The sequence below is a fragment of the Collinsella sp. AM38-1BH genome (assembly GCF_003467545.1).
GTDB lineage: Bacteria > Actinomycetota > Coriobacteriia > Coriobacteriales > Coriobacteriaceae > Collinsella.
Genome location: NZ_QSHC01000001.1, coordinates 135,792 through 159,594, shown reverse-complemented (window position 1 = coordinate 159,594; position 23,803 = coordinate 135,792). Strand labels below are relative to the sequence as shown.

The following is a 23,803-nucleotide window of genomic DNA, read 5'->3' as shown; positions in this document are numbered from 1 at the left end:
ACCGCCGTATAATACTGTGATAATAAATAATCATCAGAGTAGCGGTCGAGCCGCTTTTGCTCTGTTCAAACCGTAGCACAGGGAGGTGCCCCGGGAATGCTCGTTTATGTTCGCGGCGCCGGCGATATCGCCACGGGTGTCGCTGCCCGTTTGGTGCGCGCCGGCGTGTTGGTCGTCATGGCCGATATCGCGGTTCCCACGTGCATCCGTCGCACAATCAGTTTTTGCGAGGCCATTCGCCTGGGCGAGGTCGAGGTCGAAGGCATTCGCGCTCGCTTGGCACAGACGCCGGCTGAGGCGCTCGAGGTTACCCAAGCGGGGGATGTTGCCGTCGTGGTGGACCCTCAGGCCAAGATGCTCGATGAGTTTAAACCCGCGGCTGTGGTCGACGCGATTCTGGCCAAGCGCAACCTGGGTACCACGCGTGACATGGCGCCTGCTGTTATCGCCGTGGGGCCGGGCTTTACCGCGCCGGTTGACTGCGACGCTGTGGTCGAGACCATGCGCGGGCATTTTCTCGGCCGTGTCATTACCCAAGGTTCGCCCCAGCCCAACACGGGCGTGCCGGGTATTATCGCCGGCTATGGCAAAGAACGCGTTATCCACAGCCCCGCCGCCGGCGTGTTTCGGTCCGACCGCGCAATCGGCGACATCGTGAGCGCCGGAGACGTGATTGGCTACGTGGGCGATACGCCCATGTGCACGCAGATCGATGGCTGTCTGCGCGGGCTTTTGGCGAACGGCGTGCAGGTGACTGAGGGCTTTAAATGCGCCGATGTCGATCCGCGCGGCGATGCCAGCTATATCAACTACATTTCGGACAAGGCGACGTCGGTCGGCGGCGGCGTGCTCGAGGCACTCGCTATGCTCACCGATGTCTTTAGAGGATAGAAGGCGGCAATGGAAAAGCTCGATGTTGTGAATGCGGCGCTTGCCGCCCTGCGTGCTGGCGAGACGTGCGAGCTGGTGGTCGTGGCCGGCACGGCGGGGTCGTCGCCGCGCGGCGTGGGCGCCTGGATGGCCGTCTTTGCCGACGGTAGCCAGGCGGGCACCATCGGCGGCGGTAAGATCGAGCTCTTTGCGCTGGACGAGGCACGCGAGCTCCTGAGCGCGGGACAGTCGCGTCTGGTCCGCTACACCATGGGCGGCGAGAACTCCGATACCGGCATGATCTGCGGCGGAGCCATCTGCCTGTGCTATTTGCACCTGGACGCGACCAAGGCACCGTTGTTCCAGTCGGTTGCCGACGTCTTGGCATATCGACGCATCGGCGACTTCGTCATCGACTTTGAACCGTTTATCGCAAACGCGCTCGAAGGCGATGTTGCCGAGTATCATGGCGAGGAATCGCGCCGCACCATTGCGGGCTGCCCCGGGCTTTCGCTGGTGGAGGAGGGGAGTAAGGCCACCTACACCAACGCCGCCTCCGAGATTCCTCCCGCGCACATCGAGACGCTCTGCCCCGAGGGCCTGACCTATATCTTTGGCTGCGGCCACGTGGGTGCTGCGACGGCGCGGGTGCTCACGGCGGCGGGCTTTGCCGTCGTGGCGTGCGACGACCGCCCCGGCACGCTGACCCCCGATTGGGTACCCGGTGTCTACGACCGTCGTCTGGTCGACTACAAGAACCTGGGCGAGCAGTGCCCCATCGGTCCGCGCGACTTGGTGGTCGTGGCCACAGCAGGCCACAAGTCCGATATCGACGTGGTGATTCAGGCCATGCGCGCCAAGCCCGCCTATCTGGGTTGCCTTGGCTCGCGCCGCAAGACGGCCTTTGTGCGGGCTCGCTTGGAGCAGGAGGGCTTTACGCAGGACCAGATCGACGGGCTGCACCTGCCGATCGGCGTTGCCATCGAGGCAGAGGATCCCGAGGAGATCGCTATCTCCATCGCCGCCGAGATGATCCACCTGCGCCGCACCAAACTCGTCCCCCGCAAGCGCTAATCGCATCCCCAACAAGCAGTTGCGGTGAAATAAGGATTGTTTAAGCCTGTTAGGCCGCCAAACAGTCCCTATTTCACCGCAACTGCTTTTTGGGACCCATTTGTGCGGGGGAGTTGTGGAGTTGTGCAGGCAGACGAGGTTTTTCTGGAAATACGCTCCCGATGCGCGTATAGTACCGATTGTTTTGTCGGCTCCTGCTGCGTCGAGTCCAAACCGCGAAATGCCACGAGCGGCGCGGATGCAGCCAGGAGGCACGAGGACAACCCATCGTGGCCACGCCCCGTGCTTAAAACCCCAAGAAGGAGTGAACAATGGCAGAAGAGAAGTATGTGCCGCGTCTGAAGACCAAGTACAACAACGAGGTCAAGCAGCAGCTTCAGGACAAGTTCCAGTACGAGAACGTCATGATGATCCCCAAGTTTGAGAAGATCGTCGTGAACATGGGTGTCGGCGAGGCCGCTACCGATTCCAAGGCCATCGACGGTGCCGTGCGCGACCTGCGCGCCATCACCGGCCAGCAGCCGATGATCACCCGTGCCCGCAAGTCCATCGCTACCTTCCGCCTGCGCGCTGGTATGCCGATCGGCTGCAAGGTTACCCTGCGTGGCGACCGTATGTGGGAGTTCTTCGATCGTCTGACCTCCGTCGCGATTCCCCGTATCCGTGACTTCCGCGGCATCTCCGCCAAGAGCTTCGACGGCCGTGGTAACTTCTCCATGGGCGTCACCGAGCAGCTCATCTTCCCCGAGATCGACTTCGACTCCGTCGATCACCAGCGTGGTATGGACATCACTTTCGTGACCACCGCCAACACCGATGAGGAGGCCAAGGCCCTTCTGGACGCCTTCGGTTTCCCGTTCAAGAAATAGGTTCACCTGCCCTATAAGCGCCGTTCCCACAAGGGGGCGGCGCTTGGGGCGAACAATACTCTATGTGAGGAGGATATAAGTGGCTAAGACATCGATGATCGTCAAGTGCAATCGCAAGCAGAAGTTCTCTACTCGTGAGTACACGCGCTGCCAGCGCTGCGGCCGTCCGCACTCTGTGTACCGCAAGTTCGGCCTGTGCCGTGTCTGCTTCCGCGAGCTTGCACTCAAGGGCGAGCTTCCCGGCGTTAAGAAGGCCAGCTGGTAAGTCACTACCAGCGTTTCAAGCATCAGTTTGGAACAGGGAAAACGCGCTAAAAAGGCTTTGCCGTTAAGGGCGGCGAAGAACCAAGAGCACGTGTTCATCAAGAACGAAGGAGAATCTGTATGAACCTTACAGACCCGATCGCAGATATGCTTACGCGCATCCGTAACGCTAACTCTGTGAACAAGGCCACGGTCTCCATGCCGAGCAGCAAGAAGCTCGTCGAGATCGCTCGTGTTCTGCACGAGGAGGGCTACATCGAGGGCTACGATGTCGAGGACACCGTTCCCCAGAAGACTCTGCACATCACGCTTAAGTATGGTCCCAAGAAGGCTAAGGTCATCAACGGCATCCGCCGCATTTCCAAGCCGGGCCTGCGTAAGTACACCGGCGTTGCCGACATGCCCCGCGTCCGCGGTGGCCTTGGTACCGCCATTATTTCCACCAGCCATGGCGTCATGACCGACCGCGATGCTCGCAAGCACAACGTCGGCGGCGAGATCATCGCTTACGTCTGGTAATTCGCTCGGTAGGTAGAAGGAAAGGAGATCACCGTGTCTCGTATCGGTAATAAGCCTGTCCAGATTCCCGCCGGAGTCGAAGTGGCAGTCAACGGCAACAACGTTGTCGTCAAGGGCCCCAAGGGCCAGCTCGAGCTCGATGTCTTTGAGAAGCTCGCTATCAACGTCGAGGACAACGTCCTCACCGTTTCCCGTCCCGACGACGAGCGTGAGACCCGTGCCCGCCACGGCCTCACCCGCGCTCTCATCCACAACATGGTTGTTGGCGTTTCCGAGGGCTTCGAGAAGAAGCTCGAGCTCGCCGGCGTCGGTTACCGCGTGCAGCAGAAGGGCAAGAACCTCGAGTTCTCCCTGGGCTTCTCGCACCCCGTGATCGTCGAGGCTCCCGAGGGCATCACCTTCGAGGTTCCCGACAACACCCACGTGAACGTCAAGGGTATCAACAAGCAGCAGGTCGGTCAGATCGCCGCTGAGATCCGCGGCCATCGTCCTCCCGAGCCTTACAAGGGCAAGGGTATCCACTACGTTGGCGAGCACATCCGCCGCAAGCTGGGTAAGGCCGCCAAGTAGTCGTAACCGACTCACTCGCATAAGACCAGCACCCCGTCAGGTGCTGGCAAGATCAACCTTTTTAGGAGTTTACGTATGAACAAGCATAAGGCGAAGCTGGAAGGCCTCAAGCGTCGTCAGCGTCGTGTTCGCGGCAAGGTCTCGGGTACTTCCGAGCGTCCGCGTCTTCGCGTGACCCGTACTAACGCCAACATCTATGCCCAGATCATCGACGACAGCAAGGGCTCCAGCCTGACGCTCGTCTCTGCCTCGACCCTCGAGGCCGAGTTCAAGGGCACCCACACCTCGAACAAGGAGGCTGCGGAGAAGGTCGGTCAGCTCGTTGGCAAGCGCGCCATCGAGGCCGGCATCACCAAGGTCGCCTTCGATCGCGGTGGCCGTATCTACCATGGCCGCGTCAAGGCCCTCGCCGACGGTGCTCGTGCCGCCGGTCTCGAGTTCTAGGAGGTATGTAGCACATGGCTCGTAATCAGAAGCAGCAGCGCGAGGCCTCCGAGTTCGAGGAGCGCGTCGTTTACATCAACCGCGTGTCGAAGACCGTCAAGGGTGGTCGTCGCATGAGCCTCGTCGCTCTCGTCGTCGTTGGCGACGGCAAGGGCAACGTCGGCGTTGGCATGGGCAAGTCCGCTGAGGTGCCCATGGCCATCTCCAAGGCGTCTCTCGATGCCAAGAAGAACATGTTCCACGTGCCGGTGACCGATCAGGGCACCATTCCGCACGAGGTTCTCGGTCACTTTGGTGCCGGCCGCATCATCATCAAGCCCGCTGTCGAGGGTACCGGCGTTATCGCCGGCGGCGCTGTGCGTCCCCTCTTCGAGCTTGCTGGCATCAAGAACGTCCTGTCCAAGTCCCTCGGTACCGACAACGGCCTCAACATCATCAAGGCTGCCGTCGAGGGCCTCAAGGAGCTCTCCAGCCCTGAGGACGTCGCGGCTCGCCGTGGCCTGACGGTCTCCGAGATGTTCGTCGGTAAGGAGAACTAAGCATGGCTGACACCATCAAGATCAAGCAGGTCCGCAGCACCAACGGTTGCAAGCAGGACCAGGTCCGTACTGTCCGTGCCCTCGGTCTCCACAGGATCCGCGAGGTTCGCGAGATTGCTGACAACGAGTCCGTCCGCGGCATGATCTTCAAGGTCAAGCACCTTGTCGAGATTGTAGAGGAGTAGCAAATGCAGCTTCACGATCTTACTCCCGCGCCCGGTTCCACCAAGAACCGCAAGCGCGTCGGCCGTGGCAATTCTTCGGGTCACGGCACCACTTCTGGCCGCGGTCAGAAGGGCCAGGGTTCCCGCTCTGGCGGCACCAAGGGTGCCGGCTTCGAGGGTGGCCAGACTCCGCTGGCTATGCGCCTGCCCAAGCTTCCGGGCTTCCGCAACCCCCGTCGTATCGAGTACACCGCTGTTAACGTTGAGCGTCTCGAGCGCAAGTTCGAGGACGGCGCTGTGATCGACGGTGCCGCTCTTAAGGCCGCTCGCATCACCAAGAGCGAGTTCGAGCCCGTCAAGGTGCTCGGCAATGGTGAGCTCACCAAGAAGTTCACGGTCAAGGTCGACAAGGTCAGCGCTTCTGCGCAGGCCAAGATCGAGGCCGCCGGCGGAAAGGTCGAGCTGCCGTGCTAAATGGTCTTAAGAATGCTTTCCGCATCAAAGAATTGCGCGAAAAGATTCTTTTTACCATAGCTATGCTCGTCGTGTACCGCATTGGTGCGCACGTTCCTGTGCCCGGCATTCCCTTCCAGGGGATGCTGGGCCTTTTCTCGACCGATAACAATTCGGTCGCCGCAGGTGCTATGGCCCTCCTGAATCTTTTCTCTGGCGGCGCTTTGAGCTATGTGTCGGTGTTTTCGCTTGGCATCATGCCTTACATCACCAGCTCGATCATCCTCCAGATGCTCCAGGCCGTCGTGCCTTCCCTGCATGAGCTTGCCCGCGAGGGCGAGGTCGGTCAGACCAAGATTACGCAGTATTCGCGTTACCTCACCCTGGCTCTGGCAATCCTCAACTCCGTGGGTTACCTCTTCCTCTTTAAGAGCTTCGGCATCAGCTTTAATGGCGCCGGCGCTCCCGAGATCATCTTCGACCTCATGATCGTTGGTACGCTCACTGCGGGCGCCATGCTGATCATGTGGATTGGTGAGCTCATCACCCAGCGCGGTATCGGCAATGGCATGTCGCTGATCATCTTCGCGAACATCATGGCCGGTCTGCCGCAGGCTATCTTCTCCAGCACCGAGGGCAATGCCGGCGGCATCATCACCATGGTGATCATCTGCGCCATCATCCTGCTGGTTATCCCGCTGATTGTTTTCCTTGAGCGCGGCCAGCGCCGCATTCCGGTCTCCTACGCTAAGCGCGTCGTGGGCCGTCGCATGATGGGTGGCCAGACCACCTACCTGCCCATCAAGGTCAACACCGCGGGTGTTGTGCCGATCATCTTCGCTTCGGCGCTGCTGTACTTCCCGGCTCAGATTGCCGTGTTCTTCCCCGGCATCGGCTGGATTCAGGCAGTCGCTTCTGCGCTTTCGACCGGTTGGCTCAACTGGGTGCTTAACGTTGTCCTCATCGTGTTCTTCGCGTACTTCTACACCTCCATGGTGTTCAACCCCGATGACACGGCCGACAACCTTAAGAAGCAGGGCGGCTTTATTCCGGGCGTCCGTCCGGGTAGGGCTACCGCGGCCTACATCAAGAACGCGCTCAACAAGATTACGCTTCCCAGCGCTGTCTTTTTGGCGCTCATCGCCATCGTGCCTTCGATCATCTTTTCCTTCACGGGTAACCATCTGATCCAGGCATTTGGCGGCACGTCCATCCTCATCATGGTCGGCGTCGTGCTCGACACGGTCGATAAGCTCGAAGGCCAGATCAAGATGTATGATTACGATGGATTCTTTAAATAGGCTAGAGGAGGATTGCTCATGAACCTCGTATTGCTCGGAGCTCCGGGTGCCGGTAAGGGCACCGTCGCACAGGAGCTCGTCGCCGAGTTTGGCGTCGCCCATATTTCCACGGGCGACCTGCTGCGTGCTGCCGTCAAGGGTGGCACCGAGCTTGGTATTCAGGCTAAGAAGTACATGGACGCTGGCGAGCTCGTTCCCGACCAGCTCGTGATCGACCTTGTCAAGGAGCGCCTTGTCGCCGATGACGCCCAGCAGGGCTTCATCCTCGACGGCTTCCCGCGCAACACCGCCCAGGCCGTAACGCTCGATTCCGAGCTCTCCGCTATGGGTCGCGAGATCGACTGCGCCCTTCTGGTCGATGTGGCCCCCGAGGTCATCATCGATCGCCTGTCTTCTCGTCGCACCTGCCGCGCCTGCGGTTACACCGGCACCGCTGCCGATGCCACCTGCCCCAAGTGCGGCGGCGAGATGTATCAGCGCGACGACGACAAGCCGGAGACCATCAAGAACCGTCTCGACGTCTACGAGAAGTCCACGAGCCCGCTCGTCGACTACTATCGTGGCCAGGGTCTGCTCAAGTCGGTCAACGGTGACCAGGCTCGCGAGACCGTGTACGGGGATGTCAAAGAGGCTCTCGGTCTATGATCAAGATTAAGTCTGCAACGCAAATTGAGCAGATGAAGAAGGCAGGAGCGCTATCTAAGATGGCGCTCCGCCACGTTGGAGCCATGGTTCGCCCCGGCGTGTCGACTTTCGAACTCGATCAGCTTGCGGAGCAGATTATCCGCATGCATGGCGGCACCCCTGCCTTTAAGGGTTACGGCGGGTTCCCGGGGACCATTTGCGCATCGATCAACGATGCCGTGGTTCACGGTATTCCCAACCCTGACATGATCCTGCGCGATGGCGATATCATCTCCATCGATACGGGAGCCGTCGTTGACGGTTGGGTTGGCGATAATGCTTGGACGTTTTTCGTCGGCACCCCCACGCCCGAGGCCAAGGCCCTGTGCGAGGTTACGCGCGATTGCCTAAAGGCCGCCATCGAGCAGGCTGTTCCCGGTAACCATATCGGGGACGTCGGCTATGCCGTTCAGTCCCTCGCCGAGTCTCACGGATACGGCGTGCTTCGTGATTATGTGGGCCATGGCATTGGCCGCGTGATGCACGAGGACCCCAACGTTCCTAACTATGGAAAGAAGGGGAGGGGCGTTCGCCTCCAGGCCGGCATGGTCATTGCCATCGAGCCGATGGTTACGATGGGTTCCAACCATGTGAGCACGGGCTCCGACGGTTGGATCGTCACGACCAACGACCACCTGCCCGCTGCGCACTACGAGAACACCGTCGCCATTACCAATGACGGTCCGGTGATTCTCACCACGGATGCGCAAGGTGCTTGGTGTTCGCTCCAAGGCGGAGAAATGTAACAAGTTCCACTTAGTTGTGGAGCCATTACGAAGTTATTACGATGCGTGCATACGTGTTGTAGAATACTCAATCGCTGTCGTTTTCTAGAGAAAGATGATTGCTTGTGAAGAAGGAAGACGCAATTGAGCTCGAGGGTACGGTAAAGGAACCGCTGCCCAATGCCATGTTTAAGGTCGAGCTCGAGAACGGTCATTCGGTTCTGTGCAACATTTCTGGCAAGATCCGAATGAATTACATCCGTATTCTCCCCGGTGACAGGGTTGTCGTGGAGCTTTCCCCGTACGACCTGACCCGCGGCCGCATCACCTATCGCTACAAATAGCGGCACGCATACACGCACTCCATTTCCGACTGCAGGCTTAGCTCAACCTACGGTCGGATTGTGTGTGAAGACCAGCCATAGTTTTAAACGCCTGCGGCTGGGCGAGTAGATAGTAGGGAAGTAGTTTGAGCGCTACCGAAAGGAAGAACGATGAAGGTACGTCCTTCGGTCAAGAAGATGTGCGATAAGTGCAAAATCATTAGGCGCCATGGCAAGGTCCTCGTCATTTGCGAGAACCCCCGTCATAAGCAGCGTCAGGGTTAAGAGAGGAGACTACGTTGGCCCGTATTAATGGTGTCGACCTCCCGCGTGAGAAGCGCGTTGAGATCGGTCTGACCTACATTTACGGCATCGGCCGCACCACTGCGACGAAGATTTGCGTCGAGTGCAACGTTAACGTGGATACGCGCGTTAAGGACCTCACCGAGGATGAGGTTAACGCCATCCGCGATTATATCGATAAGAACCAGATCATGGTTGAGGGCGACCTCCGCCGTGAGCGCAACCAGAACGTCAAGCGCCTTATGGACATCGGCTGCAACCGCGGCCTTCGTCACCGCAAGGGCCTCCCTGTCCGCGGCCAGCGCACCCACACTAACGCTCGTACCCGCAAGGGCCCGAAGCGTCAGATCGGTGCTAAGAAGAAGAAATAAGGAGCGCTAGATAGATGGCTACTGCTAAGAAGAACGTTCGCGCTGCCCGTCTGAAGCGCGCGGACCGTAAGAACATTTCCGTGGGCCAGGCTCACATTCGTTCTACGTTCAACAACACGATCGTTTCGATCACCGATCCCCAGGGCAACGTCATTTCCTGGAAGTCGGCTGGCCAGGTGGGCTTCAAGGGCTCCCGTAAGTCCACGCCGTTCGCTGCCCAGATGGCTGCCGAGGCTGCTGCCAAGCAGGCCATGGAGCACGGTATGAAGAAGGTTTCCGTCTTCGTCAAGGGCCCCGGCTCCGGTCGTGAGACCGCCATCCGCTCCCTCCAGGCTGCTGGCCTCGAGGTCTCGAGCATCCAGGACAAGACCCCCATTCCGCACAACGGCTGCCGCCCCAAGAAGCGTCGCCGCGTGTAACTGAAAGGATCGTATCAATATGGCAATCGACAGGACTCCTGTTCTTAAGCGCTGCCGTCAGCTCGGGATCGATCCCGCTGAGCTCGGTTACAGCAGCAAGAAGGAATCTATCCGTCAGCCCAAGCGCCGTCGCAAGGAATCTGAGTACGGCATGCAGCTGCGCGAGAAGCAGAAGGTCAAGTTCATCTATGGCGTTCTGGAGAAGCAGTTCCACGGCTACTTCAACAAGGCCCGTAAGATGAACGGCGTCACCGGTGAGAACCTCATGATCATTCTTGAGTCTCGCCTCGACAACGTCGTCTTCCGTCTTGGCTTCGCCCGCACCCGCAAAGAGGCTCGTCAGTCCGTCCGTCACGGTCACTTCACCGTGAACGGCAAGCGCGTGGACATCCCGTCCTACCGCGTCAAGGCCGGCGACGTCGTCGCTGTCGGCGAGAAGTTCCGTGACCTCCTCCCCATCAAGGAGGCCCTGATTTCCTCCGAGCGCTTTGAGGTTCCTGGCTGGCTCGAGGTCGATATCGAGAAGCTGTCTGGTAACGTGCTCGCTCTGCCGACGCGTGAGCAGATCAGCGGTGATATCAACGAGCAGCTCATCGTCGAGCTCTACTCTAAGTAGTCCATCCGGGCTGCTGAGGCTGGAGGTAATACATGTCAGAATTCATTAGGCCTCAGGTTCAGGTCGAAGAGATCAACGAGACGTCTGCTCGTGTCTCCGTCGAGCCGCTCGAGCGTGGCTACGGCGATACGCTGGGTAACTCCCTCCGTCGCGTACTTCTGTCCTCGCTCGAGGGTGCCGCCGTCGAGGCTATTCAGATCGATGGTGCGCAGCACGAGTTCATGACCATCCCTAACATGGTCGAGGATGTCACCGACATCGTCCTGAATGTCAAGGGTCTTGTCTTCAGGGCTCTCGGCACGACCGACGAGGCGACCGCCACCATCTCGGTTGACGGCCCCTGCGAGGTCACCGGTGCGGACTTCTTTATTCCGTCCGAGTTTGAGCTGGTCAACCCCGAGCAGCACATCGCTACGCTCACCGAGGGTGGCCATCTCACCATGAGCATGCGCATCGGCTATGGCCGCGGCTATGTTTCTGGCGAGGCCAACAAGCGCGACATCGATCCCATCGGTGTGATCCACGTCGACTCGCTGTACTCGCCGGTTTCCCGTTGCGCCAAGCTCGTTGAGGCTTGCCGTGTCGGTCAGCACACCGACTACGACCGCCTTGTCCTCGAGATCGAGACCAACGGCTCCATCGCCCCGCGCGACGCCGTGGTCCAGGCTGCCAATATCATCAACCAGCATATGGCCGCCTTTATGAACCTTGCCGAGACCCCCGAGGTCGAGGAGGAGGCTTCGATCTTCGCTCCCGAGGTCACCAACGACAACGCCGAACTGGACAAGCAGATCGAGGATCTGGACCTTTCCGTCCGTTCCTACAACTGCCTTAAGCGCGCCAGCATTCACTCGGTCCGTCAGCTCGTTGAGTTCTCGGAGAACGATCTGCTCAACATCCGTAACTTCGGTGTTAAGTCGATCGAGGAAGTGAAGGACAAGCTTGAGTCCATGGGCCTGAGCCTGAAGGCTTAATGCTTCGCATATTTGAGGAGAAACTAGACCATGCGTCACAACGTTAAGAAGGGCCTGAAGCTCGGCACCGATGCGAGCCACACCAAGGCCATGAAGAAGAGCCTTGCTAAGGCCCTCTTCGAGAACGACCGCATCAAGACCACCGAGACCCGCGCTAAGGCGCTGCGTTCGGTCGTCGACCCGATCATCACCTGGGCCAAGAAGGGCGACCTGCACTCTCGTCGTCTGGCTATCGCCAAGCTCGGCGATAAGCAGCTCGTTGCCGAGATCTTCGACAAGGCTGCTCAGGGCATGTGGCAGGACCGCAACGGCGGTTACACCCGCATCATGAAGCTCGGTAACCGCAAGGGCGACAACGCTCCCATCGTTATCATGGAGCTCGTCACCGAGCCTTGCACGCCTAAGGCTAAGAAGGCTGCTCCGGCCCCCAAGAAGGCCGCTGCTCCCAAGAAGGTCGAGGCTGCCGAGGAGGCTCCTGCTGAGGAGACCGCTGAGTAGACAATCCGTCTGCATAGGCTATATTCGAGGGGTACGTTCGCGTACCCCTCTTTTTTTGTCGCGATACCGTTGCTTGTTTGTTGGGAGCGCCCATGACTGCGCCGTCTGATTTCAATTCGATTTCCGAGCTTGACGCCACGCTCGTATTTCGCGTGGCCTATGATGGCTCGTCGTATAGCGGATTTGCCGTGCAGCCGGGACAGACGACGGTTGCGGGTGAGCTACGTCGAGCTATTGAGACGCTCCTGCGCCGTCCGATCGACCTGACGTGTGCGGGACGTACCGATGCCGGCGTGCATGCGGTGGCACAGTTTATCAGCGTGCCCGTAACGGACGCTGAGTTGGCTTTGACGCGCCGTAGGTGGCTGAGGGCTATGGATGCCCTCCTGCCCAAAGATATCGCCATAAACGAGGTCTACAAGGCCCGTAAAGGCTTTTCTGCACGCTTTGATGCGCGTTCCCGTACGTATACGTACCGTATTGCCGATCGCGACGCGCGCCCTGTGCTTTCGCGCGGTGCGGTGTGGTGGCATCGCTACCCATTGGATGTTGAGGCGATGTCTGCGGCCTGTCCCGCGCTGCTGGGCGAGCAGGACTTCAAGAGCTTTTGCAAGGTGGCGTCTGCCGTGGGCAAGCCCACGCACCGCTGCGTGATGCGTGCCGAGTTTGGCCATGAGGTTGCGTTTGGCGAGGACATCCTGACGTTTACCATCGAGGGCAATGCGTTTCTGCATTCGATGGTCCGCACGATCGTGGGCACGCTTGTCGAGATTGGCATGCATCGCCGTGAACCCGAGTGGATGCGCGAGGTCATCGATGCTTGCGACCGTACCGCTGCGGGCCCCACGGCTCCTGCCTGCGGCCTTACGTTTATGGGCGTGGATTACGATCCCGCCGAGCTTGTCGTGCTCGACTAGGGGAGGGCTCGGCGCGTCGTGCGTCGGCACCTGTCATCTGTGGGCTGCGCGTGTGCAACATCTGTTCTTGGCGTGCAATACAACCGGTGTCTCATTGCTTTTATTGCCGGGGTGTACCATGAACGACAGTTTGATTCACTGCTGTCGAGAGGACGGATAACTTGGTTCGACGTGGCTCGCATCCGCGACTTTCGGTGATCCTTGTGGTAGAAGGTTCGCCCAGCTATGCGATGCGTGCGCTCGAGAGTATCCAGAACCAAGACCTCTACGATTTGCAGATTGTCGTTGTCTGCCGCGATGCTGCGCCCGGTGTGCGCCATTCGCTTCAAGTTGCTGCCGACAGGGACATCCATATTGATTTGATTGACGTCGAGGACGCGAAGCGCGGCGCTTGTCTTCGTGCCGGTTTTGCTGCCTCGCGCGGCTCTCAAATCATCGCCATGAACGCCGATGAGTGGTTTGCTCCGCAGTCTCTTTCCAAGATGGTCGATATCGCGTGCGATACTACGGCAGACATAGTGCTCCCCACGGTGTCGCTCGACCGCTATGATGCACATCGAGAGCGCCATTCGCGCGTCTTGGATGCTGCTCATATTTCCATTGATAGCAAATCTTCGATGGTGACCGGGCTGTCCCAGTTGATTTTAGGCGGCCTAGTCGTTCAGACCTCTGGCGTGATGTATAGCCGTCCGCTGTTTGAGGCATGCCTTTTGTACGACAAGGCGTTTCGCACAGTTGGGTTTATGGCGTGCTCGCTCTCGCGGGCGCAGCGCGTCTCCGGATGCGGCGACGCTTGTTTCCACGCGGCGGCACCTAAGCTTACAGATGCCTTTGATCCCACCATGTATGCCAAGGTATCCGATGACACCCGGGCGCTCGACGAGCTTACGGACTCACTCTCGGAAGCAGATAGCGGTGGTCGGCTCAAGCTGGCAACCCAAAAGTTCTACTTTGCCGGACTGGTCGCCTGCATCGAGAATTTGTGTCTGAGCCCGCATGGGGTGTCGTCAATCGAGCGTTCCGCCCGTATGCGTGATATGCTCGAGGCGCCTCGAACCCGTCAGATGGTCGCCGCGCTCAAGGATAACCATCGGGGGCTCGGTCTGTTGTTTGGGCCGATCGCCAGCGCCAAGCCCGCGCGCTGCGTGATGTGTACGCATCTGGCGGCTTTTCTTAACCGGACGGGCGCAAAAACCGCCTAAACGGCTCATCTCGAAACAAATTTGCATAGAATTGTTTCGAAATGCGTTCTTATACACAAAAGCCTTCAAATAGCGTTAAACTATTCAATCACTGATTGATTGTCTCCGCCATCTTTTGGAGAGAGGGTTTGTATGGCTAAAAAACGCAATGGGCGCCAGGATGCCATTAGAGATATTGTGCGCAATAAGGACGTCCGCACGCAGCGCGTGCTGGTCGATGAGCTCCGCGCTATGGGCTTTGATTGCACGCAGGCGACTGTCTCTCGCGATATTGCCGATATGGGGCTGCGTAAGCTCCCTGAGGGCATCTATGTTCTGGCAGAGGACCTGCACCTGCAGCGTATGGTTTCCGAGCTCGTAACGGGCGTTCTGCGCACCGATAATCTGGTTATGATCAAGGCTCAGCCTGGCACGGCTTCCGGCATCGCCGCCGCCGTTGATGCGGCAGAGCTGCCCGATGTGCTTGGCTCGCTTGCCGGCAACGATACGATTTTGGTTATTGCCCAGACGGCCGAGGACGGCGAGCGTCTTGAGGCGCTGATCAATAAGCTGAGCAATTCTCGCAAGTAGGCGTGCGGGTCGTGCGCTCGGCACTGTGTGCGTGACATAGTGGCTTGTAAGGGGTATCGACGTTGGTCGGTACCCCCTTTTTTGTTTGCCGGTATAAAGACCGCCCACCAGGTCGCTTTAAACTAAAAGGCCCCCGAGCAGTTTAATAAGCTGCTCGGGGGCCTTGTTGCTTATGGCCGGATGATTTCTAGCCGACCGTATCGTCAGGCGTGGGCGAGGGGTCGGGAGTGGGCGTAGGCGTAGGCGTAGGCGTAGGCGTAGGCGTAGGCGTGCCGCCATCGCCGCCGGTCGAACCACCAGTTGAGCCGCCCGTCGAGCCACCGGTCGTACCGGTGCCGCCGGTGGTGTCGCCACCCGTGGTCTCGGTGGTCGTGGTCGTCGTGGTAGTCGTTGTGGTAGTTTCCTCTTCGTCCTCGTTCTCGTCCTTGTCGTCGTTCTCCGTCTTCTTGGCGTTGTTGGTGCCGTAGAACTTCCAGACGCTGTTGTTCTTGTAGGTGGGCGCCGTTCCGGTCGCAAACTCCTCGCGCTCGGTACCGGTCAGAACGGTGTTCATAAACCGCTTAAAGACAGGCAGGTTGGTGCTGTCGCCCAGCAGGTCTGTGCCGTATTTTTGGATGGGAATCTCGCCCGCGGAATAGCCGGTCCACAGGGCGCACGCCAGCTGCGGGGTATAGCCGCAGAACCACAGGTTGGTGGTGTTGTCGGTGGTGCCCGTCTTGCCGGCATAGGGCTGGTTGACGCTCAGGGCGCCGGCAGCACCCGTACCGCCGCCCTTCATGACGCCGGACAGAACATCGGTGACCGCGGCGGCCTCGCCCTCGGTAAGTACCTGTGAGGGATTGTCGGTGTGCTGGTACAGCACCGAACCGGTACGAGAGTCAATCTCGGTGATGGCGATCGGCTGGCGATAGTAGCCGCCGTTGGCAAACGTCGCGTAGGCGGCGGCCATCTCGAGCGGCGAGATCGAGCCGGTGCCGAGCGTCATGACGGGAACGTCCTCGATGTTGTCCTTGGCGGGATCGATGCCGAGCTTTTTGACGAGCGAGATGATCTTGCTGTTGCCGACGGCTTCCGCCACCTGGATGTAGCCGGTGTTGGAGGAGTATGCCGTCGCCTGCTTAAGCGTGATGTTGCCATAGCTATGGTTGGCGTAGTTTTGGACCTCGGTCGTGGTGCCCTTGGCCTTGAGCGGCGAGTTGCAGTTGAGGGTGACGTTGGGGTTCATGCCGTTTTGGATGGCAGTTGCCAGTGTAAAGGCCTTGAAGGTGGAGCCGACGGGACGCTTGGCCGTGGCATGGTTTACGTGGTTCTCGTCGGCGTTGTAGTCGTAGCCGCCCACCATGCACTTGATGTAGCCGGTCTTGGGGTCGACGACGACCATGCCCATGTCCAGGCCGTCGAGTGAAAGCGTGTCGAGCTGCTCGCGGACGGCATTCTCTGCCACCTGCTGCATCGTGGGGTCGATGGTGGTCTTGACGGTCAGGCCGCCCTTAAATAGCACGTCGGTCGAGAACTCCTGCTCCAGCAGCTGCTTAACATAGGCGACAAAGTAGGGCTGTGAGTATACGTCGACGCCGCTGCCCGAAATCTCGGTCACGTTGAGGGTGATGGGCTCGGCCTGTGCGGCATCGTGCTCCTCCTGGGTGATGTGGCCCAGGCGCAGCATGTTGTCGAGGACCTTGTTGCGGCGAGACAGCGCCAGGTCGGGATTGACCGTGGGGTCGTACTGCGAAGGCGAGTTGGGAAGGCCGATGAGCAGCGCGGCTTCGCTCAGGGTGAGGTCGGCGGCGCTCTTGGACAGGTAGGTCTCGGCTGCGGCCTCGATGCCGTAGGCGCCGTGGCCGTAATAGATGGTGTTGAGGTACATCATGAGGATCTCGTCTTTGGAGTACATGTCCTCCATCTTGATGGCGATGTAGGCCTCGCGCACCTTACGCTCGATGGTCGAGTCGAACTGCTCCTCCTGCAGGATGGTGTTGCGCACCAGCTGCTGGGTGATAGTCGAGGCGCCTTCGTGCCCGCCGCCGAGGGTTGCCACCGCAGCACGCGCGATACCCCACAGGTCGATACCGCCGTGCTCGTAGAAGCGCTCGTCCTCGACGTCAACGGTGCCCTGCAGCACGTAGGGGGAGACCTCGTCCTTGGTGATGGACTTGCGGTTTTGCGTGTAGAAGCTCGCGATCTTGTTGCCGTTGCAGTCGACGATCTCGGTGGGCTCGCTCACCAGATACGCGTTGGCGTCGGTGTAGTCGGGCAGATCGGACAGCCAGCGGTTGACGTTGCCGACCATGCCGATGCCAAATGCCACGCCCGCGATAAGCAAAAAGCCCAAAAACGAGAGCAGGATTATGGGCAGGGCATGCGTCTTTGAACGGCTGCGTCCCTGTCGTTGGCGAGGACCCATATATTGACCTCCAGGTATGTCGTGCCGGACGGCGGATGTGCCGTCGGGGCAGGATGGACATAAGTTATTACACGATAAACCAAACGGGGCGCGCGAGGCCTCGTGTATGCTGGAAGACGGCATTTTTCAGAGTGAATGCATACCTTGGTAAGGAGTTTGTCGATGGCGATTCGGACGATGGGGCCGAGCGGACAACACAAGACTGGATTGGATGCTGCCGGTGCGGCGCTGCCCGAGCTGCTGGCGCCGGCGGGCGGGCTCGACCAGATGCTTGCGGCCATCGCCGCGGGCGCCGATGCCATCTATGCGGGGTTGGGCGGCTTTAACGCCCGTGTGAGCGCTCATGGCTTTACGGATGACGAGTTTGCGCGCGGTTGTGCCGTGGCGCATGCTCATGGCGTGCGTGTGTACGTAACGCTCAACGTGTTCGTGTTTGACGATGAGTTGTCCGACGCGGTGGCGTTGGGAGCTCATGCACTGGAGCTGGGCGCCGATGCTCTGATTGTCGCCGATGCCGGGTTGGCCTGCGCGCTGCGCGCGGCGATTCCCGGGGTCGAGATTCACCTGTCCACGCAGGCGGGCGTTCATAGCGAAGGCGCCGTGCGGCTTGCCGCCGATGAGCTGGGAGTCGAGCGCGTGACGACGGCACGCGAGCTGGCGGTCGACGAGATTGCGGCGCTATGTGCCACGGGCGTGCCCATCGAGGTATTCTGCCACGGTGCGATTTGCATCGGCTATTCGGGGGCGTGCGAGTTTTCGGCCCTGCGGCGTGGGCGCTCGGCGATGCGCGGCGACTGCACGCAGCCGTGCCGTCTGGCGTACGACCTGGTGGACGAGGCGGGACAGAGCGTTGTCGCCGTCGAGGGAGATCGCCTGCTGTGCCCGCGCGACTATCTGGGTATTGCACATCTGCCCGAGCTTGTAGATGCCGGCGTGGCGTCGCTCAAGATCGAGGGGCGCATGAAGAACCCCGATTACGTATTCAACGTGGTGCGGGTGTGGCGCCGGGCACTCGATATGCTGCGCGACGGCGCGTGGGACCCCGACGCCGTGGAAGAGCTTGAACGCGAGCTGGGGAGGTCGTTTAACCGTGGGTTTACCGATACGTACCTGCGAGGGCGTTCGGGTGCCGAGCTGATGAGCTTTGAGCGCGCAATTAACCAGGGCGTGCGCGTGGGGCGTTTGGTCGCTGTGGGCCACGAAGAGGTGACCGTTGAGCTCGACGCCGCCGTGGCGGCGGGTGACACGCTCGAGATTCGGTTCTATCCGGGTGTCGACGCGCGTCCCGATGTGCCCAAGCGCTGGCCGCAGGTGCCCTGCCCGGTGGATGCCGCAGCGGGGAAGCGCGTCGTCGTGCATTGCAAGCGTAAGGTGGACGCGGGCTGCGAGGTATACCTGATTCGCAGCGCCGGCGTGTTGGATCAGACGGCGGCGGTGTTGGAGCGCATGCGGGCCGAGGCGGATGCGATTGCGCCCGTTGCGCGTGCCGTTGAGGTGCTGCCCTTTGAGGGCGTTGCGGTGGATGGCGGTGCGTCGACGGAGTTGGTGGAGTGCGCGGTTCCCGCTCGCATGGTTTTTGCTTGGCAGCTGATGGATGCCGACCCGCGCGGAGAACTCGATTTGTCCGACGCCGTTGTGGTGCTTGACGAAGTGTGCCGCACGGGTGACGCTGACTGGACCCGCTCACTGATGCAGCGTGCCAGGCGTGTCGTCTGCCGCAGCCTGGGACAGGTGGTGATCGCTCGCGAGCTGGGCGTGACGTTTGACGTGGCGGCGCCGGTGTTCTGCGCGAATCGGGCCACGCTTACCTGGCTGCGCGGACTCGGTGCGGGGCGGGTGTACTTGCCGGCCGAGTTGCTCGGCAATGATGCGGAGCGTATTGCCGAACTGGCCGCTGAACCCGGCGTCTTGGGTCCGGTCGACGCCGCCCGTCCCGAGCTTATGGTGTGCGAGCACTGCCTGCTGACCGCCGAGGGCGTCTGTGCCACCGATGCGACGGGACAGGTCCGTTGCCGCGACTGCTTGCGTCGTCGGCAGGTGCGCTATCTGGTCGAGCGTGACGGTACACGTCTGCCAGTTGCCATCGACGCATGCGGCAGGACGAGGATTTTCCTGTCGTAGGTGCTGCGTCGCGTCAGTTTGTTATCATATGAGAGTTTATGGACTTCCAGCACCGCCGTTTTCGGCGAGGGTGCTATAGCAAAAGGAGGATACCCAATGCTGTCTGTTGACGAGCAAATGCGTATCATCACCTCGGGCGCTGCGAAGATCGTCCCCGAGGCCGACCTTCGCAAGAAGCTTGAGAAGGGCGAGCCCCTCAACATCAAGCTCGGCGTCGATCCCACCAGCCCCGACCTGCACCTGGGCCACGCCGTGCCGCTGCGCAAGATGCGTCAGTTCCAGGACCTGGGCCACAACGTCACCCTCATCATCGGCAACGGTACCGCACTGATCGGCGACCCCTCGGGCAAGAATTCCACCCGCCCGCAGCTTTCTCAGGAGCAGATCGAGGCTAACGCCGAGACCTACGTGAGCCAGGCCATGAAGATCCTGGACCCCGAGAAGACCACCATCGTGCACAACGGCGACTGGATCTTGTCGATGGATCTGGCCGGTCTGCTGCAGGTGTGCTCCAAGTTCACCGTCGCCCGCATTCTTGAGCGCGATGACTTTACCAAGCGCTACCAGTCCCAGACGCCGATCGCCCTGCACGAGTTCCTGTATCCCGTGATGCAGGCATACGATTCGGTCATGATTAAGGCTGACGTGGAGATGGGCGGTACCGACCAGCTTTTCAACCTGCTCGCCGGCCGTGAGCTCATGGAGAAGATGGGCATGGAGCCGCAGATCGCGCTCACCATGCCGCTGCTCGAGGGCACCGATGGCGTACGTAAGATGTCCAAGTCCTATGGCAACTACATCGGTCTGACCGACGCGCCCAAGGATATGTTCGGCAAGACCATGTCCATCCCCGACGAGATGATCGGCAAGTACTACCGCCTGGCGAGCTCGCTCACTCCGGCCGAGGTCGACAAGATCGACGCTGCCCTGGCCGATGGCTCTGCCGACCCCTACGAGCTCAAGCGCGCTCTGGGCCGTGACCTGTGTGACACCTACCACGGCGCCGGTGCCGGCGACGAGGCTCAGGCCGAGTTCGACCGCGTGTTCAAGGAGGGCCAGCTCGCCGACTTCCCCGAGAAGCACGTTGAGCTGACTGTTAACGACGAGGGCCAGATCTACCTCGCCGGCCTGCTCAAGGACTTGGGTCTTTCGGCGAGCGCCGGCCAGGCCCGTCGCGATATCGACGGCGGCGGTGTCAAGATCAACGGCAAGGCCGTGGCTCCCAAGAGCTATAACATCGATCCCAGCGCCCTCAAGCTGGGCGACACCCTCTCCGTAGGCAAGCGCAAGGGCTTTAAGTTGATTTAGTTCCGCCGTTCTAACGAACGGCGGACCGGCCGACGCTGCGCGGGCCGCATTTGGACAATCTGACGTTCAACTTCAAGGGCGCGACCAGAAGGTCAGCGCCCTTTCGTTTCACGTCACCTTGTCTCAAATGCGGCCCGCTCGCTGGCGTTGCCAAAACATCGGCGCTTCCGTTGTTGGCACTTGGGGACGTTCCTTTTGTGCCGGCACTTTGGGACACTCCTTGTCATTGGTGCAAAGCAACCTGTCCCCATTGCACCAAGTGGCGGATGCCGTTAAACGGAGGGCCGTATTGCTGACCCATCGTTTGGGCATACAATGGCTGTTGGCTTGCTGCGGTGAAGGCTCGTCCGCTCCGCAGTTATTTCTACAGTTAAAGGAGTATGTATGTCCGTTGAGGTCATGAGGTCTGTGATCGATGCTGCCGAGGGGCGCGTGCCCGTCGACACGCTGTTTACCAATGCACAGATTGTCGACGTGTATGGCCAGCGTGTGGCGCCCGGCAGCGTTGCCGTCAAGGACGGTGTGATCGTCGGCGTGCTCTACGATGGTCGCGACGATGCCGCCGGCACCTACGAGGCTGCCGAGGTCATTGACTGCCAGGGCCGCTATCTCGCCCCCGGCTTTATCGACGGACATCTGCACATTGAGTCCTCGAACATCCGTCCCGCCGAGTATGCGCGCATGGCGGCGACGCGCGGTACCACCACCGCCATTGCCGACAGCCACGAGATCGCCAACGTGGCGGGGCTCGACGGCCTGCGCTTTATGATCGAGGACGGTCGCCGCGCGCCCATTTCCATCAAGTACATGATGCCCTCATGCGTGCCCGCGCTGCCCGATGAGCAAGCGGGCGCTGTGATTACCGCTGCTGACATGCAGGCGTTTTTTGCCGAGCATCCGGGCGACGTTTTTGGCCTGGGCGAGATGATGAACCTGCCGGGCGTCTTTATGGCCGATCCCGAGACCTGCGCTCGCATCGATGCTGCCAACCAGACGCCGTCCAAGCAGGTCGACGGCCATGCGCCGCTCGTTGCCGGCAAGGACCTCAATGCCTATGCCGCGGCGGGTATTATTGCCGACCACGAGTCGACGATTCCCGAGGAGGCGCTCGACAAGCTGTCTCGCGGCATGTACGTGATGCTGCGCGAGGGTACGTGCAGCCATGATCTGGCCAACCTGTCGCCGATGCTGCTGGAGAATCCCGCGCGCGCCCGCCGCTGCTGCTTTGCGACTGACGACCGCGCTCCTTCCGATGCGCTTGCAACCGGCATGATCGACAATGCCTGCCGCGTGGCTATCGAGGCCGGTATTGACCCCGTGGTTGCCATCTCTATGGCGTCCCTGTCCACGGCCGAGGCGTTTGGCCTGGACCACGGTTGCCGCGACCCGCACGAGCTGCGTGGCGCCATCGCCCCGGGCAAGCGTGCCGACCTGCTGGTGCTCAACGACCTGACGTTTGTCACGGCTCCGCATCGCGTGTATGCCGCTGGTGCTCTGGTGGCGCAGGACGGCACCTTTGTGGGCGAGATCGCACCCGAGATGGCCGAGGTTGCGGCCCTTGCCGATGAGCTGCGCGCCTCCGTTAAGCTGCCGAAGCTTTCGCTCGACGTATTCGACTATGCCTTTAAGCCGGGCGAGGCCGTGATTGACGTGGTGCCGGGCAAGGCCATCACGGGCATGGTTCGTCCCGAGAGCGCCGAGGGCCTGCGCCGTATTATGCTGATCGAGCGTCACGGCCGCGGCGTGTCGCTGCAGGCCGAGGGCGCCGACGGTGACGGCCCCGCTGGCCTGGGACTCGTTGGCAAGCATATCGGCCGCGGCTGGGTGCGCGGCTTTACCATCACGGGTGGTGCCATCGCCTCGACGATCGGACACGACTCGCACAACGTGTGCGTCGTGGGCGACAACGCCGCCGATATGATGGCCGCCGTTGATGCCGTGGGCCAGGGCGGTCACGTGCTGGTGCGCAACGGCGAGGTCGTGGCGCGCATTCCGCTGGCGCTCGGTGGCCTGATGAGCGAGGGCACGGCCGAGGATGTCGCCGCGCAGCACGACGACTTTATGGTCAAGGCGCGTGCCATGGGCATCGAGCCGCCGCTCGACCCCATCATGGGCATCATTTTCCTGCCCCTGCCGGTGATCCCGACGCTCCGCATCCGCCCCGAGGGCATGTTCGACGTCACGACCTTCACCTACGCCGACTAGTCATCGGGGACGTTCTTAAACGACTAGTCGTCGGGGTGGCGTGTCACCTGACGCCGCGACCGTGAGACCTCTGGCATGTGTGAGCTATTTGCTAGGTCCTTGTAACGTTTACGCCCGCAGAGTCTTATTTGAGCTCCCTTTGGGTACGTTGGAATTGGATATACGTCCGATTCCATCAAGCCCGAAGGGAGCTTTTCTATGTTTAAACTGATTGCATCCGATATGGACGGCACGTTGCTTGACGAAAACGGCCAGGTGCCTCCCGAGACCTACGAACTGATTCTGGCGCTACACGAGCATGGCGTGCATTTCGCCGCATCGTCAGGCCGTCGTTACGACCGCCTGTGCGAGTTCTTTGCACCTGTTCGCGACAAGATGGACTTTGTCGCCGCTAACGGCGCCCAGGTCTACGCCGACGGTAAGATGGTAGACCGCGAGGTGTATTCGCACCTGGCGATTCGAAGGCTCGCCCAGGCCGTCGCGACGTTTCCCAATCTGCATCTTGCACTTTTTGACCGAACCAAGTCCTTCTTGCTCGATGACGAGTGCAAGTTCGTGCGTGAGGTCGATAAGGACCTTCCCAATGCCGAGCGCATTTGGGAGCTGCCTGATCCCAGCGTAAATATCATCAAGGCGAGTATCTTTTGCGATGACGGTGCCGTTATGGACAGCGCTTACGTACTACAGCGCGAACTCGGTCAGCTCTTTACTTTTGCGCCTTCGGGCAACGCGTGGATCGATGCCATGCAGCCCGGCGTGTCGAAGGCCTCGGGCATCGCACAGCTCATGGAGCACTATGGAGTCGAACGCGACGAGGTTATGGCGTTTGGCGACTCGATGAACGACTACGAGATCATTCGCTTTGTCGGTACGGGCTGCGCGATGGAAAACGCGCGCCCCGCGCTCAAGGCAGTGGCCGATCGCGTGGTGGGGCGCAACCGCGACCACGCCGTCCAGCAGGAGCTCCGCCACGTTTTGGAGAGCCTCGCCTGATCCGGCAGTTGGGGACGTTCCTTTTCCGCCGGCAGTGGGGGACAGTCCTTGCAACTTTTTTGCGAAGAGTGTCCCCAACGACTAGTCGTTTAAGAACGTCCCC

At 60.5% G+C, this 23,803-nt stretch carries 28 protein-coding genes; 27 read left to right on the top strand and 1 reads right to left on the bottom strand.

Annotated features, from left to right (window positions below):
- Positions 1-96 precede the first annotated feature (96 nt).
- The 23 genes from yqeB to DW870_RS00520 all read left to right on the top strand — a co-directional run bounded on the left by yqeB (position 97) and on the right by DW870_RS00520 (position 14,669).
- Entirely contained in the window at positions 97-891 is a 795-nt protein-coding gene (yqeB, locus tag DW870_RS00630) for a selenium-dependent molybdenum cofactor biosynthesis protein YqeB (protein ID WP_117769423.1), read from the top strand.
- 9 nt (positions 892-900) lie between these two features.
- Positions 901-1,944: an XdhC family protein gene (locus DW870_RS00625; protein WP_117769425.1), complete on the top strand. Its 1,044-nt coding sequence runs from the start codon at positions 901-903 to the stop codon at positions 1,942-1,944.
- 311 nt (positions 1,945-2,255) lie between these two features.
- The gene (rplE, locus tag DW870_RS00620; protein WP_006235260.1) at positions 2,256-2,813 is read left to right on the top strand and encodes a 50S ribosomal protein L5; all 558 of its coding nucleotides are present in this window, start codon (positions 2,256-2,258) and stop codon (positions 2,811-2,813) included.
- A 79-nt stretch (positions 2,814-2,892) separates the two neighbouring features.
- The gene (locus DW870_RS00615; RefSeq protein WP_022094280.1) at positions 2,893-3,078 is read left to right on the top strand and encodes a type Z 30S ribosomal protein S14; all 186 of its coding nucleotides are present in this window, start codon (positions 2,893-2,895) and stop codon (positions 3,076-3,078) included.
- A 119-nt stretch (positions 3,079-3,197) separates the two neighbouring features.
- The gene (gene rpsH, locus DW870_RS00610; RefSeq protein WP_006235262.1) at positions 3,198-3,596 is read left to right on the top strand and encodes a 30S ribosomal protein S8; all 399 of its coding nucleotides are present in this window, start codon (positions 3,198-3,200) and stop codon (positions 3,594-3,596) included.
- A 33-nt stretch (positions 3,597-3,629) separates the two neighbouring features.
- Positions 3,630-4,166, top strand: coding sequence for a 50S ribosomal protein L6 (gene rplF, locus DW870_RS00605; RefSeq protein WP_006235263.1), 537 nt, complete (start codon positions 3,630-3,632; stop codon positions 4,164-4,166).
- Positions 4,167-4,241: 75 nt separating this feature from the next.
- Positions 4,242-4,610 (top strand): 50S ribosomal protein L18, encoded by a 369-nt coding sequence (gene rplR / locus DW870_RS00600; protein ID WP_006235264.1) that lies wholly within the window; start codon positions 4,242-4,244, stop codon positions 4,608-4,610.
- Positions 4,611-4,624: 14 nt separating this feature from the next.
- Positions 4,625-5,149: a 30S ribosomal protein S5 gene (rpsE, locus tag DW870_RS00595; RefSeq protein ID WP_022094279.1), complete on the top strand. Its 525-nt coding sequence runs from the start codon at positions 4,625-4,627 to the stop codon at positions 5,147-5,149.
- Between the two features lie 2 nt (positions 5,150-5,151).
- Entirely contained in the window at positions 5,152-5,334 is a 183-nt protein-coding gene (rpmD, locus tag DW870_RS00590) for a 50S ribosomal protein L30 (RefSeq protein WP_006235266.1), read from the top strand.
- 3 nt (positions 5,335-5,337) lie between these two features.
- Complete coding sequence (gene rplO, locus DW870_RS00585) at positions 5,338-5,787, top strand: 50S ribosomal protein L15 (protein WP_006235267.1); 450 nt, start codon at positions 5,338-5,340, stop codon at positions 5,785-5,787.
- Positions 5,781-7,067 (top strand): preprotein translocase subunit SecY, encoded by a 1,287-nt coding sequence (secY, locus tag DW870_RS00580; protein ID WP_035137447.1) that lies wholly within the window; start codon positions 5,781-5,783, stop codon positions 7,065-7,067. Before rplO ends, secY begins: the two co-directional genes overlap by 7 nt.
- An 18-nt stretch (positions 7,068-7,085) precedes the next feature.
- On the top strand, positions 7,086-7,712 hold the full coding sequence (locus tag DW870_RS00575; RefSeq protein WP_117876608.1) for an adenylate kinase: 627 nt from the start codon (positions 7,086-7,088) through the stop codon (positions 7,710-7,712).
- Positions 7,709-8,497: a type I methionyl aminopeptidase gene (map, locus tag DW870_RS00570; RefSeq protein ID WP_006235270.1), complete on the top strand. Its 789-nt coding sequence runs from the start codon at positions 7,709-7,711 to the stop codon at positions 8,495-8,497. The genes DW870_RS00575 and map overlap by 4 nt, the downstream gene beginning before the upstream one ends.
- Before the next feature lie 104 nt (positions 8,498-8,601).
- A complete protein-coding gene (gene infA, locus DW870_RS00565) occupies positions 8,602-8,820 on the top strand; it encodes a translation initiation factor IF-1 (protein WP_035137443.1) in 219 nt (72 codons plus the stop codon).
- Positions 8,821-8,970: 150 nt separating this feature from the next.
- Entirely contained in the window at positions 8,971-9,084 is a 114-nt protein-coding gene (gene rpmJ, locus DW870_RS00560; protein ID WP_006363204.1) for a 50S ribosomal protein L36, read from the top strand.
- Positions 9,085-9,098: 14 nt separating this feature from the next.
- Positions 9,099-9,473: a 30S ribosomal protein S13 gene (rpsM, locus tag DW870_RS00555; protein ID WP_022094275.1), complete on the top strand. Its 375-nt coding sequence runs from the start codon at positions 9,099-9,101 to the stop codon at positions 9,471-9,473.
- A 14-nt stretch (positions 9,474-9,487) separates the two neighbouring features.
- Positions 9,488-9,892 (top strand): 30S ribosomal protein S11, encoded by a 405-nt coding sequence (gene rpsK / locus DW870_RS00550; RefSeq protein WP_006235274.1) that lies wholly within the window; start codon positions 9,488-9,490, stop codon positions 9,890-9,892.
- A 19-nt stretch (positions 9,893-9,911) separates the two neighbouring features.
- On the top strand, positions 9,912-10,508 hold the full coding sequence (gene rpsD, locus DW870_RS00545) for a 30S ribosomal protein S4 (protein WP_006235275.1): 597 nt from the start codon (positions 9,912-9,914) through the stop codon (positions 10,506-10,508).
- A 32-nt stretch (positions 10,509-10,540) separates the two neighbouring features.
- Positions 10,541-11,482 carry a DNA-directed RNA polymerase subunit alpha gene (locus DW870_RS00540; RefSeq protein ID WP_117876606.1) on the top strand — a complete coding sequence of 314 codons (942 nt, stop codon included), beginning with the start codon at positions 10,541-10,543 and terminating at the stop codon, positions 11,480-11,482.
- Positions 11,483-11,512: 30 nt separating this feature from the next.
- On the top strand, positions 11,513-11,980 hold the full coding sequence (rplQ, locus tag DW870_RS00535; RefSeq protein ID WP_055287451.1) for a 50S ribosomal protein L17: 468 nt from the start codon (positions 11,513-11,515) through the stop codon (positions 11,978-11,980).
- A gap of 92 nt (positions 11,981-12,072) precedes the next feature.
- Complete coding sequence (gene truA / locus DW870_RS00530) at positions 12,073-12,897, top strand: tRNA pseudouridine(38-40) synthase TruA (RefSeq protein ID WP_117769427.1); 825 nt, start codon at positions 12,073-12,075, stop codon at positions 12,895-12,897.
- 203 nt (positions 12,898-13,100) lie between these two features.
- Entirely contained in the window at positions 13,101-14,099 is a 999-nt protein-coding gene (locus DW870_RS00525; protein ID WP_147332628.1) for a glycosyltransferase, read from the top strand.
- Positions 14,100-14,231: 132 nt separating this feature from the next.
- A complete protein-coding gene (locus DW870_RS00520) occupies positions 14,232-14,669 on the top strand; it encodes an arginine repressor (protein WP_006235280.1) in 438 nt (145 codons plus the stop codon).
- A 187-nt stretch (positions 14,670-14,856) separates the two neighbouring features.
- On the opposite strand, the gene DW870_RS00515 is transcribed toward DW870_RS00520, so the two are convergent.
- Positions 14,857-17,073, bottom strand: coding sequence for a transglycosylase domain-containing protein (locus DW870_RS00515; protein ID WP_117876604.1), 2,217 nt, complete (start codon positions 17,071-17,073; stop codon positions 14,857-14,859).
- A gap of 162 nt (positions 17,074-17,235) precedes the next feature.
- Between DW870_RS00515 and DW870_RS00510 the strand changes: the two genes are divergently transcribed.
- The 4 genes from DW870_RS00510 (at position 17,236) to DW870_RS00495 (ending at position 23,700) form a co-directional block, all read left to right on the top strand.
- The gene (locus DW870_RS00510; RefSeq protein WP_158556875.1) at positions 17,236-19,194 is read left to right on the top strand and encodes a U32 family peptidase; all 1,959 of its coding nucleotides are present in this window, start codon (positions 17,236-17,238) and stop codon (positions 19,192-19,194) included.
- Between the two features lie 96 nt (positions 19,195-19,290).
- Positions 19,291-20,502, top strand: a complete 1,212-nt coding sequence (gene tyrS / locus DW870_RS00505; RefSeq protein WP_117769435.1) for a tyrosine--tRNA ligase — start codon at positions 19,291-19,293, stop codon at positions 20,500-20,502.
- Between the two features lie 384 nt (positions 20,503-20,886).
- The gene (locus DW870_RS00500) at positions 20,887-22,707 is read left to right on the top strand and encodes an adenine deaminase (protein ID WP_117769437.1); all 1,821 of its coding nucleotides are present in this window, start codon (positions 20,887-20,889) and stop codon (positions 22,705-22,707) included.
- A 198-nt stretch (positions 22,708-22,905) separates the two neighbouring features.
- Entirely contained in the window at positions 22,906-23,700 is a 795-nt protein-coding gene (locus DW870_RS00495) for a Cof-type HAD-IIB family hydrolase (RefSeq protein WP_117769439.1), read from the top strand.
- The last annotated feature ends 103 nt before the right edge of the window (positions 23,701-23,803 follow it).